This window comes from Mycobacteroides sp. CBMA 271, from assembly GCF_009729205.1.
GTDB lineage: Bacteria > Actinomycetota > Actinomycetes > Mycobacteriales > Mycobacteriaceae > Mycobacterium.
Map to the genome: position 1 here is coordinate 1 of NZ_VTHB01000003.1, position 13293 is coordinate 13293.

The 13293-nt window shown below is 63.6% G+C and carries 16 protein-coding genes and 1 tRNA gene; 4 read left to right on the forward strand and 13 right to left on the reverse strand.

Features of this window, described 5'->3' with window-relative positions; genetic code table 11:
• Window positions 1-136: 136 nt before the first annotated feature.
• The 7 genes from FZI91_RS08620 to FZI91_RS08650 all read right to left on the reverse strand — a co-directional run bounded on the left by FZI91_RS08620 (window position 137) and on the right by FZI91_RS08650 (window position 5886).
• Window positions 137-209: transfer RNA gene (locus FZI91_RS08620), tRNA-Arg, on the reverse strand.
• A gap of 117 nt (window positions 210-326) precedes the next feature.
• On the reverse strand, window positions 327-1742 hold the full coding sequence (locus FZI91_RS08625) for a cytochrome P450 (protein ID WP_155938640.1): 1416 nt from the start codon (window positions 1740-1742) through the stop codon (window positions 327-329).
• Entirely contained in the window at window positions 1739-2962 is a 1224-nt protein-coding gene (locus FZI91_RS08630) for a DUF6545 domain-containing protein (protein ID WP_155938641.1), read from the reverse strand. Before FZI91_RS08630 ends, FZI91_RS08625 begins: the two co-directional genes overlap by 4 nt.
• Window positions 2959-3462, reverse strand: coding sequence for a hypothetical protein (locus FZI91_RS08635; RefSeq protein WP_155938642.1), 504 nt, complete (start codon window positions 3460-3462; stop codon window positions 2959-2961). Before FZI91_RS08635 ends, FZI91_RS08630 begins: the two co-directional genes overlap by 4 nt.
• Before the next feature lie 3 nt (window positions 3463-3465).
• Entirely contained in the window at window positions 3466-3945 is a 480-nt protein-coding gene (locus tag FZI91_RS08640) for a helix-turn-helix domain-containing protein (RefSeq protein WP_155938643.1), read from the reverse strand.
• A gap of 312 nt (window positions 3946-4257) precedes the next feature.
• On the reverse strand, window positions 4258-4674 hold the full coding sequence (locus tag FZI91_RS08645; protein ID WP_155938644.1) for a DUF5313 domain-containing protein: 417 nt from the start codon (window positions 4672-4674) through the stop codon (window positions 4258-4260).
• A gap of 111 nt (window positions 4675-4785) precedes the next feature.
• Window positions 4786-5886, reverse strand: coding sequence for an oxygenase MpaB family protein (locus FZI91_RS08650; RefSeq protein WP_155938645.1), 1101 nt, complete (start codon window positions 5884-5886; stop codon window positions 4786-4788).
• Window positions 5887-5973: 87 nt separating this feature from the next.
• Between FZI91_RS08650 and FZI91_RS08655 the strand changes: the two genes are divergently transcribed.
• Window positions 5974-6585, forward strand: coding sequence for a TetR/AcrR family transcriptional regulator (locus tag FZI91_RS08655; protein WP_162525427.1), 612 nt, complete (start codon window positions 5974-5976; stop codon window positions 6583-6585).
• Window positions 6586-6721: 136 nt separating this feature from the next.
• Window positions 6722-7663 carry a hypothetical protein gene (locus tag FZI91_RS08660; protein ID WP_155938646.1) on the forward strand — a complete coding sequence of 314 codons (942 nt, stop codon included), beginning with the start codon at window positions 6722-6724 and terminating at the stop codon, window positions 7661-7663.
• A gap of 54 nt (window positions 7664-7717) precedes the next feature.
• Here the strand turns inward: FZI91_RS08660 and FZI91_RS08665 are convergent, their stop codons facing one another.
• The gene (locus FZI91_RS08665; protein WP_162525478.1) at window positions 7718-8623 is read right to left on the reverse strand and encodes an MPT63 family protein; all 906 of its coding nucleotides are present in this window, start codon (window positions 8621-8623) and stop codon (window positions 7718-7720) included.
• 120 nt (window positions 8624-8743) lie between these two features.
• Here FZI91_RS08665 and FZI91_RS08670 point away from each other — a divergent pair, with 120 nt between their 5' ends.
• The gene (locus FZI91_RS08670; RefSeq protein WP_155938648.1) at window positions 8744-9745 is read left to right on the forward strand and encodes an immunity 63 family protein; all 1002 of its coding nucleotides are present in this window, start codon (window positions 8744-8746) and stop codon (window positions 9743-9745) included.
• A gap of 4 nt (window positions 9746-9749) precedes the next feature.
• On the opposite strand, the gene cynS is transcribed toward FZI91_RS08670, so the two are convergent.
• The 3 genes from cynS to FZI91_RS08680 all read right to left on the reverse strand — a co-directional run bounded on the left by cynS (window position 9750) and on the right by FZI91_RS08680 (window position 10962).
• Window positions 9750-10190 (reverse strand): cyanase, encoded by a 441-nt coding sequence (gene cynS / locus FZI91_RS08675; protein WP_155938649.1) that lies wholly within the window; start codon window positions 10188-10190, stop codon window positions 9750-9752.
• 36 nt (window positions 10191-10226) lie between these two features.
• Entirely contained in the window at window positions 10227-10355 is a 129-nt protein-coding gene (locus FZI91_RS24090) for a hypothetical protein (protein WP_255455724.1), read from the reverse strand.
• Between the two features lie 112 nt (window positions 10356-10467).
• Window positions 10468-10962, reverse strand: coding sequence for a MarR family winged helix-turn-helix transcriptional regulator (locus FZI91_RS08680; protein WP_155938650.1), 495 nt, complete (start codon window positions 10960-10962; stop codon window positions 10468-10470).
• A 53-nt stretch (window positions 10963-11015) separates the two neighbouring features.
• On the opposite strand from FZI91_RS08680, the gene FZI91_RS08685 reads away from it, so the two are divergent.
• A complete protein-coding gene (locus FZI91_RS08685) occupies window positions 11016-11429 on the forward strand; it encodes a DUF5313 domain-containing protein (RefSeq protein WP_155938651.1) in 414 nt (137 codons plus the stop codon).
• A gap of 294 nt (window positions 11430-11723) precedes the next feature.
• Here FZI91_RS08685 and FZI91_RS08690 read toward each other — a convergent pair whose 3' ends face one another.
• Window positions 11724-11915, reverse strand: coding sequence for a hypothetical protein (locus tag FZI91_RS08690; protein WP_155939025.1), 192 nt, complete (start codon window positions 11913-11915; stop codon window positions 11724-11726).
• 77 nt (window positions 11916-11992) lie between these two features.
• Window positions 11993-13222, reverse strand: coding sequence for an Nramp family divalent metal transporter (locus FZI91_RS08695; RefSeq protein ID WP_162525428.1), 1230 nt, complete (start codon window positions 13220-13222; stop codon window positions 11993-11995).
• Window positions 13223-13293: the final 71 nt, after the last annotated feature.

The window sequence follows — 13293 nt, forward strand, 5'->3', positions numbered from 1 at the left end:
TCGACCACGCTCAACTCCCTCATTCAGGGAGTGTCAAGGATCAACCGAAGTAGATGTAAAGCATCCGCCGAAACACTGTCGCCCATCACCCGAAGACGAAACGTCAAGCATCACCCGACGTCATACAGGCTCGAAGTGCCCTCGGCAGGATTCGAACCTGCGACACCGGCTTTAGGAGAGCCGTGCTCTATCCCCTGAGCTACGAGGGCGGGGACCTGTGTGAATAGGTGTCTAAAACTCTAACGGGTCGGCGGGGGTGGTTTGTTCGCGGTGTATGGGTGAGTCGTAGCCGGTAGGAAACTGCCCCACTGGTGGTGTGCGTGTTGTTAGGGGCGCTTCTTGAGGCGTAGCAGTAGGTCGGACGGTTTGAGGGTGAGCGTTTCTGAGACCTGCAGCTGGTAATCCGGGCGTGGTTCGAGGTCGTACTGGTGCAGGATCGCGGCAAGGGTGATCAGGATTTCGTGCTGAGCGAATTGACGGCCGATGCACGCGCGTGCGCCGACACCGAAAGGCCTGTGGATATGCGTGGGGAGCTTGCGGCGGTTCTCGCTCAAAAAACGGTCGGGGTTGAACTGATCGGCGTCAGGGCCCCATGACGGATGGCGTTGGGCAGCCAGCAGATTCACGAAAACCCATTCGTTCTCCTTGAAGGCGTAGGCGCCACCTCCGATGGTGTTGTTGCACTTGGCTTGCCGGAAGTAGCCGGGGGCGACGGGCCATAGGCGCAGGGTCTCGTCGACAACCAGACGCAGGTAGCGCAGTTTGGCGATCTGGTCGAACTGGAAGTCGGGGAAGGTGCGTTCGGGCCAGCTTTCGTTGACTTCGGCGCGGGCCTTGGCGGCGATCTCTGGGTGAGTGGACAGGAAGTGCAGCGCGAATGCGATTGCGTTGGCTGAGGTTTCGCTACCGGCGACTAGGAAGGTGAGGATCTGATTACCGATGTTGTTGTCGTCGAGCGTCTCCCCGGTGAGAGGATCCGGGGAGGTGAGCATGATGTCGAGCATGTCGGGGATTTGCCCGGTGCGCGGGTTAGCGCGGCGTGTTTCGATGATCGTGTCGACTTCGGCGCGGATGAACTTCTTGTCCGCGTCATGCTCGCGCCGGCGGGCGCGGCCGAAGAGCTGCTCGTAGAAGGGGATGGAGTCGGTGCGCCGGTTTGCGTAATGCAGCTCGCGCAGAACTGCTTTGATGAAGTTGTTCTCGCGGGGATCGGTCAGGCTGCTGAATCTGTAGCCGAATCCGGCGCGGCTGATGATTTCGATGGTGAGCCGGTTGGTGTCGGCGGGTACGTCGATCCAAGTTTCACCGTCGGCGTGGGTGTCCCAAGCGGCGATGAGCTCGCGGACCGTGTCGGTAATGCTGGCGTGGTAGTTGGTCATCGCCTCCTTGGTGAAGGAGGGGACGAGGATGTCATGGGCCTTGCGCCAGTTTGGTTCGTCGTTGTAGGCGGTGAACATGCCGTCGCCCGCGAGGCTGCGTATCTTGTGCAGCGTCGGGCCGACGTTCTTCTCCCAGAACTCCTCATTGTTGATGTCCTCGATCAGTTCTGGGCCGTCGACCACGATGACGGGAAAGTCGCCGATGCGCTGTTCAAAGATGCCGTTGTGGCGGCGAGCTTCCTCGGTGAGGCCCTGGACGGGTCTGGCGAAGTCGACGCTGACAAGGTCGCCGAGTATCGGCAGCCGGAACCGTGGGTGAGGCAGCGACCGCGCGGCGTGGGTGGCTGTGCGCGTATCTGTCATCGTTGTTCACCTTTGCGTTCGGGGGTGGTGAGTTCGGGTTGTGCCGCGGCCAGCAGAGATATGTAGGCCCGCGCCGGTTGCCACCAGCGTGAGAGTGCGAGCAATTCATCTGTTTCTTCGGCGAGGGTCGTGGACCGGGACTGCACGATCTGGCTGCCAGCCGCGGATGGTTGGACGCCGGATTCCTTGGCGCGCGCTGCGGCTGCCAACTGCAGGGCATATGCGGCCTCTGTCTTCTGCTCGGGCGGCACGGCATACTTGCGCAGGAATCGGTCCAAGCATTCGGGGCTGAGATCGGTGGAGTGAGGGCGCAACCTCAAGATAGCGTCGCGGATCTGGACGGTTGTTTGGTGCAATTCCAACGCTGTCTTGCGGCGCGCCGGACTATTGATTGCGATCTCGAAAGCCGAGTCGGGCACCGCTTCTGTCATGTCTGCGCGCAGCTGCTGCAGCTGGCGCCAGTCACGGCTATGGGTGTCCCAGCCTAGATGGGCGACAGCGGCCAACGCGATGGGTATGGCCGCCACGGCGGCGGCGCCGGTTGCCTCCCAGAAAAAGATGTAGGCGTGCTTGTCGAGCCGGTAATCCAGGGAATGGACCCAGCCGATTTCCTCGAGAAACTCAAGAGCCATAGCGATCAACGTGGTGGTTCCGATCGCCGCCCCGATCGTCCCAATGGATCCCGCAACTAGGCGTTCCCGGGGCCTGGCTTCGGGCCGCCGGAACTCATGCACGCACATGTTGAGCATCTGCGCTGCCAGTGCGACCGGCAATACCGCGTACAGGCCCCAGGCGATGACGTTATCCCAGCCGCCGGCTACCTCGAGTAGCTGGTCGCTGGCGCGTGCCCGCGTGGTGACAAGAAAGAATGCCGCGGCCAAGATTAGGGCCCCACCACGGTGATACCGGTGGCGTCGGCGAGTCTCTTCGGGGGAGAGCCGCGCCCACAAGGTGATGAAGCCCATGAATTCTGCGGCCATGAAGAACACCAGTACTAACGACAGGTGCTGGGCCATGGTGACGGTCATGACCGCGGCGCGCTTCAGCAGTTGCTCAACAGCATGCTCGCGCAGCAGCTGTGCCATGAACATGAGCAGCAAGGTGTTGTTGAAGTAGTTGTCGTACAGAGTCTTGTTGAACCACTTGTAGCGCAAGGCAATTACTGCTGCCATGGCGGCGATAAGCGGCCAGGCGATCCAGGCTGGAACCGATGACGTCATCGGTCGTTCTGAAAAAACACGCTGTGCATCATCGAGCCGCTCTTCTCTTTCTCGCGGCCAGCGATCATTAGCAGATTGGCGAAGGTCTCGGCCTCGCGCTCCTGCTCGTTGGCGAAGTCGCTGCGGCCGAGCACTGCACGCACAGAGTCGACGCTGATGTCAGGCAGGATATTTCGGAATAGCGCCGAGGCGGTTTCCGGTACAGGCTGATCGATGTGAGTGCGGTCGTGCCCCAGCACCATGTGCCCGATTTCGTGGCGCACTATCTGATCAATGTGGTAATTCGAGGTGCTGCGTTCGTGCAGGATCACGTCATCGTGCTCACGTACGAGCCATAGCCCGCACGGACTGCCCGCTAAACTAGCGGTGTCCGTGGCTATGAGATGGATTGGGCGGCTGCGTTGTTCAGCAAGGTTGGCGATGAACCTCTCCCGGTCCCATGGCACGGGGATGGGGAGTTCCCGGGCGATGGCGAGCATCTCTTCATTCGATAGCGCCATAACTCACCTGCCTCGGTTTGTCGATGCTTCATCGGGTGGCTCGACGGGTGGGAGTTGTTCGAGCGCGCGGGCCCGATCAATCAGGGCGGCGACGTTGACCAGAGCTTGCGGGGATAGCCCTGCAGCCCGCGTGGCGATATCGCGGACACCCGCGTCACGCAGGACGCGCAGCATCCCAAGCTGGGACTTGATCCGCTCGTCGGTGCCGGATTCGATGAGATAGCCGGCGGGGACGCCGAAGTACTCGGCTATCGCCCGCAGGTTTACGACCGAGATGTTGGTCTTCTTTCCCGAACGGATCTGCGATAGGTACTGCGGACTCAGGCTCACCCGAGTCTTTTCCTCAATCCCCTTGGCGGCGGCATAGTTTGACAGCTGAGGTGTTCCGGCCGCATGCATCGTTTCGAACAGCTCGTTTAGCTTGGCGGCAAGATCCGACCCGTCGATTTCGCTGGCGGGGTGCGCGGAGCGGTTCTTTTCCATGGACTCCCCAGTTTCAGTCTATGCACCCTGACGGAAACTGATATTACAGCAGCCGCGGTTCTCCGCATTCGCTGACGGCCACCGCTGTACTGGGCATTTGCAGCTGTTGAATACTGTGAGTTTCGCCTTGACGTGTCGAATGGAAACTGATATTTCTGTTCTGGCTGGCTAGGAAAGTTTTGCTGCCACCGCCAGCCCGGGACGCTAGCGGGACGCGGTGCTGCAGCCGAGGGTCGTCGAGGGGTCGACCATCGGTTCTGGGGTTCGCGTGAGCGTGGGGAGTCTCTTCTGCCCGGGTGAGCTTGCGCAGCTTTAGATGGGGTCGCTGCTGGAGTAGGCGTCCGATGTTTGTGGGCGCTCCCCGTAGCGCTGGGCGTACGCCTCGTGCTTGAGTGCGTTTTTCTCTCGGTTGACCATGTCGGCGAGTTTGGGATCCAAGCCGTGTGTGGCGAGCCGGTGGCGGCGCCAGATCTTGTTGAGCGCGTGCGTCATCAGGATGGCCCACACATAGATCGGCAACGTAATCGCGGTATGCAGCAGGAGGCCGCCGGGCAGAAGCCAGAGCGGGGCCAGGATGAAATGCGGCGGGATGACATATCGGATCATATGCCGGCGGACGGCTCCGGGACCCGACAGATCGTTGGCGACCCAGTCGCTCATGGTGTCTGGAAGGCGCCGCCCATATGAGTAGGCGATGTACTGCCATCTGGTGGGCCGGTCGGTGGCCATAAATAACTCCTGGGCGTCTGAATCAGCCCTGCTGATACACAGGTAAAGGCCCGGTGAGGGCCGACGGGAATTGTATCCCGAGGGCTCTCACCGGCTGTTGCCGCAGCGGTCTCAGCCGAACGGACAGGTCCCCGTGGCGCGTTCGGGCGCGGCAAAGGTATCCAGGCGATGGCTGTGATAGAAGGTCGCCAACTGCTCGTTCCGACGCGTCAACGATCGGGTGAGTTTGTCGTACTTACGTTGAGCGGAAGGTGATCCGTTGAGCCGCGACCGTGCCGCGTCGATGCGAATGTTGTTGTACAGCATGGGCTCTATGAGCAATCGATCGGGCGTCAGGCGCCACACCAACTGGAGTAGCCGTGTGTATAGCGCGAACTCGACATTGTGGTGAGGTTTGAGCTTGAACCCGATCATTTCGCGCAGACCCGGGTGCATGGCCTTGGCCGAGCACACTTGGATCATGCGTCCCGCGATAGGCCGAATGGTGAGCCAAAGGGGAAGGAGGGCTGGGCGCACCGCGGCGGGGAGCAGGAGCGTCGGCAGCGGTAGTCGCATCAGCCCGGCGAACTGCTCACGAAGAAAGCCGTTGGTCTGCAACCGGTTTTCCACCATGTCGTCGTAATAGTCGGCGAAGTCGGCGTAAGTCGCCGGAAGCTTTCCTTTCGCGCTGGGCAGTTCGAGGTCCTTGATCAGATACCGCTGATACTGGTACGCGGCCTCCTTTTCGGTGGGGGTCATCGCATACCCCGTGCAGTGCTGGAAGGACTCCAGCGTGGCGTTCATCGCGCTGGCGGCGATCCATATCCATAGCTCGGGATCCAATGCGCTGTAACGAATCCCCGCGTACTCGCCAACTCCTGTGCCTCGCACCGCGCGATGCTGCTCCTTGAGCCATTGCGCGGTGTCGGCCCGCTGTTGGCGATCACCGGTGAACAGTGTCAGTCCGCTGAGCGCACTCCGAATGCCGCGGTCGGTGAAGTTCTCACGGAACCGGCCCGAGCGGTCAACGGAGGCGGCTATCGGCATCACCGCCACCTCGTCGAACAGCACTCCGCCGAAGGCTCCGGTCAACGGACTGCCCAGGTGCTTGCGGAAGGCGGTCATGACGTGTGGACGTGTCCCGTCTGCGCGCAGGATCGCTGCGCCGTCGTCGAGGGAGTTTGGATCCAGGTCGCCGTCGTGGTGGGTGTCGTGCGGCAGTACATGCGTCATTGCAGCCTCCGTCGATGTTAGGAACTTACTTAAACGCTAACATTGCAACACTGGATTGGGAAGGGACTCTGCGTGAGAGACTGAGCTGTGTCCGCAGATCCGGATCCGACCGGCGACCGCATCCTTGAGGCCGCGCTGCAGACAATGATCAGCTTCGGCATCCGGCGCGCCACGGTTGAGGAGATCGCCAGGCGTGCGGGTGTTTCACATATGACGGTGTACCGGCGCTGGCCCAACAAGAACGAGCTGTTGGTCGCGGTCTGGCTGCGCGAGGCGCAGACGGTGTTCGCCGCCGTCGACCGCGAGGTGGCCGCCTTGACCAGTCCCGAGGACAAGCTTGTGGCCGGCTTCACCGGAATCTACTGGTATGTGCACACCCACCCGCTCATGCGGCAGACGGTGGAGATGGATCCGGAGTCGGTGCTGCCTGTTCTCACCAGCGGGGCGGGGCCGGGCCTCGACATGGCGACCACCTACCTCGCTGGCCATGTGAGTCGCAGCGCCGGAGACATCGTCGACGATCCGTACGGCGTTGCGGAAATATTTGTGCGCCTGACTCATTCGCTTCTTTTGGCGCCCAGCGCCAGGCACGCGCTTGAGACGAAGGAGGATGCCGAGCAGTACGCGCGACGGTACATCCTGCCCATCGCGCGGGCATTGGTCCCGACGCCGAGCCAAGAGGCGGCGAGCCTGCGCTGAGCGCGCGATTTTGCGCCGTCGACGATCTGAAGGCAGCCTCGGCGCGGCTCGTGCCAGACCGAGGCGCGTGCTTCGGCCGGTGTGCGCGGCGGGCCGACTAATGTCTAGGCCACTGACCACACCTTGGGGGTAGCGGATGGATATGGATATCGGAGCGGGCTCACCGGCGGCCGAGGGCTCGTCTGACGCCGCGGACACCGCGCCGCTGCCGGTCCTCAATGCTCTTCCGGGGATGTCGTCGGATCCCGGGCCGTTTGCGCCGCCTGCGTACGACTACGAACAGCCTCCGTTCATGGAGCAGCCGATGTCGCCGGAGCCCTACGCGGCTGGCCTCGGGACGCCGCCGTCCGCGGCGGCGAGCAGTCCATACATGCAATGGCCGAGCCACGAACTCTTCGGCGATACGACGCCGTCCGAATCCACGCCCGCGGCTTCGCAGCCGACGCCACCGGCTCTACCGTCGAGATCGGTTGATTTCTCCTCCTGGGAGGACAAACCCGAAAGAAGCAAGCGTCCGTTGATGATTGGTGGCGCGGCGCTCGCGGCGGTGGTTGTCATCGGGGGCGTCGTCGCCATATTCATGGGACGCGGCTCCGACGACGCTCCCGCGGACGCCACTGCGGCGCCGCAGACGCCGGTGTCCAGTCGGAACTCCGATGCGGAGAGTCAGCTGCTTTCCATGCTCCCCAACGGATACGCGCCGTCGGCGTGTAAGGCCGTCGAACCCGCCAATGAGGCAGTTGCACAAGTCAAATGCGGGCCCAATGACGACCCGGACGGCCCCAAGGAGGCCAGTTTTTCACTGGTGCGCAACAGGTCTGACCTTGCGGCAGGGCTGAGCCGCCTCACGAAGCGCAGCACGGTGGTGGTGTGCCCGGGAAAGATTCAGTCCCCGGGACCGTGGCGGCGTAACGCCACACCTGATCTGGTGAGTGGCACGGTGTTCTGCGGCTCCGTCCAGGGCCATCCAATGGTCGGATGGACAGATGAGGAGCGCCTGCTGCTCAGCGAGACCCGCTCGGGCGTGACGGGCCCGGCGCTTGACCAGCTGTACGCCTGGTGGGCATCGCACTCATAAACAAAAACCGTCGGCCGCGTGAGGCGGCCGACGGTCTTTGACGAGCTGTTTGAACTATCCCTCTGCGGGCGTGCCCTGGCTGACCGCTGGGCGCTGTCCGTGCGGGACGGTGTCGGCGGAGGCCGGAACCGCGGGCACGGCGGAAGCCGGCGGGTTGACGGTCTGTGGAGCGCCTTCGACGCCGGGAGCCGCGGGGGCCGGTACCGGTGCAGGAGTGGTGACGTTCAGCGGCGTGCCCTCGGCACCGGGTGCCGGGGTGGCAGGCGTCGGAGCCGGTGTCGGCGTCGCGGTCACCGGTGCCACCGTCGGGGTGGGTGTCGTGGCAGGCAGCTGCTCATCGACCGGGGTGCCCTGGCTGCCGGCGGGCAGCGGCGTGCCCTGGCTGCCGGCCTGAATGGCGGCCGGAACCGGGGTGGCGGTGGTCGGTGCGGTGCTGGTGGCCGGCGCCGGGTTGTTGCCCTGATGGGTCGAGCCTCCCGAACGCGTCGCGGGGGCCGCGGCGGGTGCTGCCTTCCAGGTGAGCAGATCCTCGTCGCCGGAGGTGTAGGTCACCGTCTCAGGGGCGGTACCGGTCACGTCGAAGTAGATCTTGCCGGTGGTCTTCTCGCCCTGTGACAGGGTTCCGGGGTTAACGCCCTGCGGAGTTGCTACCCCGTACAGCACCCGGTAGGACTCCCCGTCCTTGGCCTTCGCGTTGAAGTTGGCGACGATCGGAATGACGCTGCCTTCGATGGCCTCGTCGGTGGCGGTGGCCTCCCACAGCGTGCCCTTGGGCTCGTACGACAGCTGATCGGTGCTGACCTTGAGGTCGCTGATGGTCCAGGCCTGCACGACATCGCCGTTGGTGAGGCGACCCTGCTGACCCAGCGAGGTATCGGCTCCGGCGGTCGGCATCAGGGCCAGTCCGGTGGCCGCTGCGGCAGCGGCCGCCGCGGCGAAAATAGGCAGATTGAGCTTCACGATGGTGATCTCCTTGACGTCCAAATTGCTCCCCCCAGCGGGGACGGTCTGTGGGTAAAAATAACAGGTCTGGGTGCACCATCGTCGCCCGAAGTACACGATTGCCATACGGTTAAGAACATGACGGTTGATTCCACCGGTCACCAGGGGGCCGCGCCGGAGCCAGGGGACTGGCCGCCCGACGCACGTACGTTCACGATCCGCGCTGGCGTGGACGATTCTGCGCCAAGTCTGGTCGCCGAACTTCCTATCACCGCAACAGAACTCGGCATGCTGGACGGGGACGCCGACCACCCGGTGCAGTTCTGCAGCGTGCTGCTGGAACCGCCCGTCAAGCACCGGTTCGACGTGTCCAATGCCGCGCGATACGAGCTGGAGTACTGCGACCGGGATGATGACGGCGATTTCTTCATGGTGCACGTTGCGCTGCTGGGTCCTCGGCGCCCCGGGGTTTCGCTTGCGCCCGGAGCCCGCGATGTCCTCGTCGATATCGCCTACGTCGTCGACCTATCTCTGGAAGAGGACGGTGTTCTCAACCCGGCCAAGGTCGATTGGGCGGGCGGGGCAATCGTCGATGTTGCTGGTGAGATGCCGCCGGACCCACCGGTGGTCCCGGAGAAGCCCGCGGACCGGCCCCCCGCCGCCGACCCCGTGCCGTCGGCCGACCAGGCAGCGACTCCGGCCGAGCCGGGGAGCCCGGGAAGCTCGGAATGGATTCGTGAGCAGCTCGACGTGCGCATCGCGGTGCTCGGCCGCCTCGCGGGGGAAGTGGCAATCTCCGAGGTGCCGGTGCCCACTGAACTGGCCAAGGGCGAGCGTCACTCCAACACCGCGCCGCAGTATGTGCTCGACGGTGCCCAGTTTTGGTACCACACACGTGACCCGAAGAAGGGTTTCCTCTGGAGGACTACGACCAACCCGAACGAGCTCATCTACTGGTGCATCGATGATGTGGCCAGGGGATTGGCATGGCGGTGGACGCAGCAGGCGGCCACCTACAAGACGATGCCCCCGGCCATGGCGCAGCGCACGCTGTGGGCGCCCTATTGGCAGCTGCTGATGAATGCGCTCGACACCAAATGGGGTGCCATCACGGGCCGCAACATCCGCAGCCTGCTGTGAACGGTCACCAGCGGTAGTCGAGAAACTTCCCGTCGAGGGTCAGCACCACCCGGTCGCCGTCGGGGTCCGAACGACGTGCGATGTCGACCTTGAAGTTGATGGCGCTCATGATGCCGTCGCCGAATTCCTCGTGGATGGCTTCTTTGATCGCCGGGCCGTAGACGCTGAGCGCCTCGTAAAGCCGGTAGATCGTCGGGTCGGACGGCGCGACACCATCGAGCGTGCCGCGGTAGGGCTGGGCGCGCAGCGCCGTGGTGGCCTCAGGCTCCAGGTCGAGAAGCTTGGCCACCTTCGCGGCCTTTTGCTCGGGCACCGGGTGTTGTCCCAACAGTGCGGCGATGGTCCAAATCAGTGGTGAGTCAATCGCTTCCGCGATCTGCTGCCACGTCAGATTCTTTTCGACGCGGCGGGCGGTGATGAGTTCTGCGGCTTCGTCCTTCGTCATGGTGTTAGACAAACAGACGCGGGAGTGGGGCGCAAACTAGTGCCGCCACAGGCTTTTCTGGACGTCACGTTGGTAGTAGTTCATCGAATGTTCTCCGTTGACCGCCCAGAGAATGGCCACGATCACGAGCAGAGGGGCAATCAACATCATTGGGTCGTGCCACATGATGGTCTCCCTAGTATATCGATCGGTCTACTGCTGATTGCAGCATGTATACCGATCGGTGTACATGGGAGTGTGACAGACGTCACACCTGAAGCTCCGGCGGGGTGAAGGCCTATTCCGTGGCCAGGGTGCCCGCGGCCAGCGCGGCGGTGTTGATGCTGGTCAGCACCTGGTGCAGGTGCTCGAGTTCGGCGAGCTCGACGCCCAGGCGTGCCACCACGGCCCCCGGGACCTTGAGTGCCTCCCGGCGCAGCGCGGCGCCCTGTGTGGTCAGGGTGACATGCGTGGTGCGCTCGTCGGCGGCGCTACGCGGCCGGGTGATGAGCCCGAGTGTTTCGAGCCGCTTGAGCATGGGGGAGATGGTCGCCGAATCCGTTTGCAACAGGGCTGCTATTTGCTTGACGGACAAGGCTTCCGGGCTGGACGCAGGGCTCGCCTTGGCGTGATCCCAGAGCGCCAGCATCACAAGATACTGCGGGTGAGTGATCCCGAGGGGCGCCAGCAGAGGGCGGTAGATCGCGAGCACCGCACGGTTGGTGACGGCCAGTGCGAAGCACACCTGCCGTTCCAGGGCTAGCGGGTCGATGTCCTCCGAGACTGCGGTCATGCTCACACTCTAACAGTTGGTTAGTGCACTAATTATTAGTCTACAATCTAGTTATGCCCGCCGATCGTCCGAACGTTCTTCAGTACATCGCCTACTGCTACGGGCGGCGTCTGCCTGATTCGATGAAGGACTGGGTCGCCCGTGACCTGGCGGGCAAGGGGGCGGTGCGACGGCACATCTTCAGGTGTGCAATCCCGCCGCTGTTCATCCTCGGGCCGTTTTGGCTGCTGCCCGCCTCGCTCTACGTGCACCTGGAGATGACGGTGCCCATCTACGTGTGGGTGCTGATCATGGCGCACGCGCTCAACAAAGTGTGGCGCAGGCACCGCCTGGTTCAGCACGATCTAGATCCGGGCCTTGTCGATGTGCTCAAGCGTCAGAAAGATGCGCATATCCACGAGGACTACGCACGGCGCTTCGGGCCACGTGATCCGTCGGGTAGGAACTCGAGCAGCGGTCCCATCTAGCGGCGAGCCAGATAGCTGCCGATGACGACGGTTCGCGGGCCGGGCCGGGCTTGGCGCCGGTGCCGACAGTGCGGGCGGTGACCTCGAACGGCGACCTGTCCACGGGTGTGTCCATGGCTCATGGCGAAAAACTTTGGCCGACAACGCATCTGGCCGTTCAAGCGCCGGCGCGGACGTTGATCTCGTTGGCGTCAATGCGGGTGTCGAAGGCAGCGCTCACCAGACCGCAGCGCACTTGTAGTGCCAGCTCAGTCGACGTCGAGGCGCCGGCTATCCAAGGGGCGGCCGACTAGATCAGTCCCAGTCGCCGTGCTTCCAGTGGCCCTTGCCCCAGCCGCGTCCGCGATCGCCGCGCCAGCCGCGGTCCCAACCACGATCCCAGCCACCGTCTGCACAGACGGTGACCCGGGGATAGGTGTCTACGGAGCCGCAAAGGTCTGGATCGGCCTTTGCGGGGGTTGCAGAGGCGATTCCTCCAATGAACAAACCGCTAGCAACGACTCCAATTGCCAAGGCTGAGGGCAGGATTCGTTTCATGTCTCACAGCGTACTCCCAGGAGAAACTAGTTCGCAAGGGTAAGGAATATGAGCACTGCGTTGAGCGCGGTGATGAGGGCGGCAATGAGCCAGCCGAGCATCGTCGTCACACGATGGTTCACGTCCGTGCCCATCAGCAGGCGGTCACTGGTCAACCGGATCAACGGAATGAGGGCAAAAGGTATGCCGAACGACAGCACCACCTGCGATACCACCAGCGCGCGGGTGGGATCGATACCGGTCGCGAGGACAGCGAGCGCGGGTAGCAGGGTGACCAGCCGCCGCGTCACGATCGGGATCGAACGGCGCAGCAGACCTTGCATGATCATCGCGCCCGCATAGGCGCCCACCGAAGACGATGCGAGCCCCGAGGCCAGCAGGCCGATCGCGAACAGCAGCGCCACGGTCGGGCCCAGGCTGTCTCGGACCGCGGCATGGGCGCCTTCGATGGTGTCGACACCGTCGCGTCCCTGCAGATTCGTCGCCGCGACCAGCAGCATTGCCATGTTGACGGCCCCGGCGAAGATCATCGCCAGGCTCACGTCCCAGCGGGTGATGCGCAGCAGCCTGCGCCGCGGTTCACCTTCCTCGGGGTGTCCATGCCGGTCCCGGGCCAGGCCGGAGTGCAGGTACACCGCGTGCGGCATGACCGTCGCGCCCAGCATCGCCGTCGCCAGCATCAGACTCTCGGCGCCCTGGAAGTGGGGGATCAGTCCCGCGACGGCCGCGCCGAGCGGGGGCGGCTGCACCACGACGCTGGCCAGGAATCCGATCGCGATGATCGCCAGCAGCGCCGAGATCACGTACTCGAATGAACGCTGCCCCCGCCTGTCCTGCACGGCCAGTAGCACCATCGAGACCACTCCGGTGATCATGCCGCCGATGAGGAGCGGTAGGTCGAATAGCAGATAAAGCGCGATGGCCCCACCCACAACCTCGGCCAAATCTGTTGCCATGGCCACTAATTCGGCCTGTATCCAATAGGCGATTCGGGTTGGTCGTGACATGCGATCACCGATAGCCTCGGGCAGCGACTGTCCGGTGACGAGGCCGAGCTTGGCCGAGAGGTACTGCACCAGCCCGGCCATCGCATTGGCGGTGACGATCACCCACACCAGCAGGAAGCCGTACTTGGCCCCGGCGCTGACGTTCGAGGCGACGTTCCCGGGGTCGACATAGGCGATGGCGGCGACGAACGCGGGCCCCAGGAGGTAAAACCCCTGCAGTGGTCGCGCCTGCTTCTGCCGCTCCAGCACACGCGCCTCCTGTTTAGGTACCCGAATGGAAAAGTTAGAGTACCCGAAACTTTCTGGCGCGGCGAGACCCC

Bases quoted from the DNA above. Each gene is read 5' to 3' on its own strand.
- FZI91_RS08660 (WP_155938646.1), top strand. From the start codon at position 6,722: ATGGATATGGATATCGGAGCGGGCTCACCGGCGGCCGAGGGCTCGTCT.
- cynS (WP_155938649.1), bottom strand. From the start codon at position 10,190: ATGACGAAGGACGAAGCCGCAGAACTCATCACCGCCCGCCGCGTCGAA.
- FZI91_RS08635 (WP_155938642.1), bottom strand. From the start codon at position 3,462: ATGGCGCTATCGAATGAAGAGATGCTCGCCATCGCCCGGGAACTCCCC.
- FZI91_RS08625 (WP_155938640.1), bottom strand. From the start codon at position 1,742: ATGACAGATACGCGCACAGCCACCCACGCCGCGCGGTCGCTGCCTCAC.
- FZI91_RS08650 (WP_155938645.1), bottom strand. From the start codon at position 5,886: ATGACGCATGTACTGCCGCACGACACCCACCACGACGGCGACCTGGAT.
- FZI91_RS08680 (WP_155938650.1), bottom strand. From the start codon at position 10,962: ATGACCGCAGTCTCGGAGGACATCGACCCGCTAGCCCTGGAACGGCAG.
- FZI91_RS08640 (WP_155938643.1), bottom strand. From the start codon at position 3,945: ATGGAAAAGAACCGCTCCGCGCACCCCGCCAGCGAAATCGACGGGTCG.
- FZI91_RS08645 (WP_155938644.1), bottom strand. From the start codon at position 4,674: ATGGCCACCGACCGGCCCACCAGATGGCAGTACATCGCCTACTCATAT.
- FZI91_RS08630 (WP_155938641.1), bottom strand. From the start codon at position 2,962: ATGACGTCATCGGTTCCAGCCTGGATCGCCTGGCCGCTTATCGCCGCC.
- FZI91_RS08685 (WP_155938651.1), top strand. From the start codon at position 11,016: ATGCCCGCCGATCGTCCGAACGTTCTTCAGTACATCGCCTACTGCTAC.
- FZI91_RS08670 (WP_155938648.1), top strand. From the start codon at position 8,744: ATGACGGTTGATTCCACCGGTCACCAGGGGGCCGCGCCGGAGCCAGGG.
- FZI91_RS24090 (WP_255455724.1), bottom strand. From the start codon at position 10,355: ATGTGGCACGACCCAATGATGTTGATTGCCCCTCTGCTCGTGATCGTG.